The organism is Anaerotignum faecicola (assembly GCA_024460105.1).
In the GTDB taxonomy this organism is placed as follows: Bacteria; Bacillota; Clostridia; order Lachnospirales; family Anaerotignaceae; genus JANFXS01.
The window spans coordinates 1-437 of sequence record JANFXS010000331.1 but is presented as its reverse complement, the minus strand read 5'-3'; the positions used below and the strand labels follow the sequence as shown (position 1 = coordinate 437).

General features: G+C 44.2%; 1 protein-coding gene. It reads left to right on the top strand.

All coding sequences use genetic code 11. The features are described from left to right. On the top strand, window positions 1–211 hold a 211-nt coding region (locus NE664_14230), incomplete at its 5' end, for a hypothetical protein (GenBank protein MCQ4727793.1). Between the last annotated feature and the right edge of the window lie 226 nt (window positions 212–437).

Sequence of the window (437 nt, the reverse complement as noted above, 5' to 3'; positions counted from 1 at the left end):
GAAAGGGACACCCCGGTATATGAATGGTATACACGGTGCGGAAGGGAACGAATCAAAGCGATATCTACCAATATATTTGCACATGGAAAAAATGAATTTTGGATTCGTACCGATGGTGTCTGTAATATCCGCACCCCAAAGGGTTACAGACGGGCTGGCAATCTTCCTGGATATCCGGGCGCGCAAGCCAATACCATTACCGAATATTTAAAGCAGGACGGATTTTATGCAGTCAATGATGGGAGATACATTTATGTTTCAAGGTAAGCGGGAGGAAGAGAACCGATGGTATGTAAATTTAAGAGCCGACTGTATGTAAACCCGGGGAATGGTTATACCGTGGCTGAATACAGCAGTATGGAGCTGGATTGTATTCCAAGTGAAGCAGTCATATCCAATTATGGAACAGAGGTGACGTTCACTGCATTTGGAAAAGA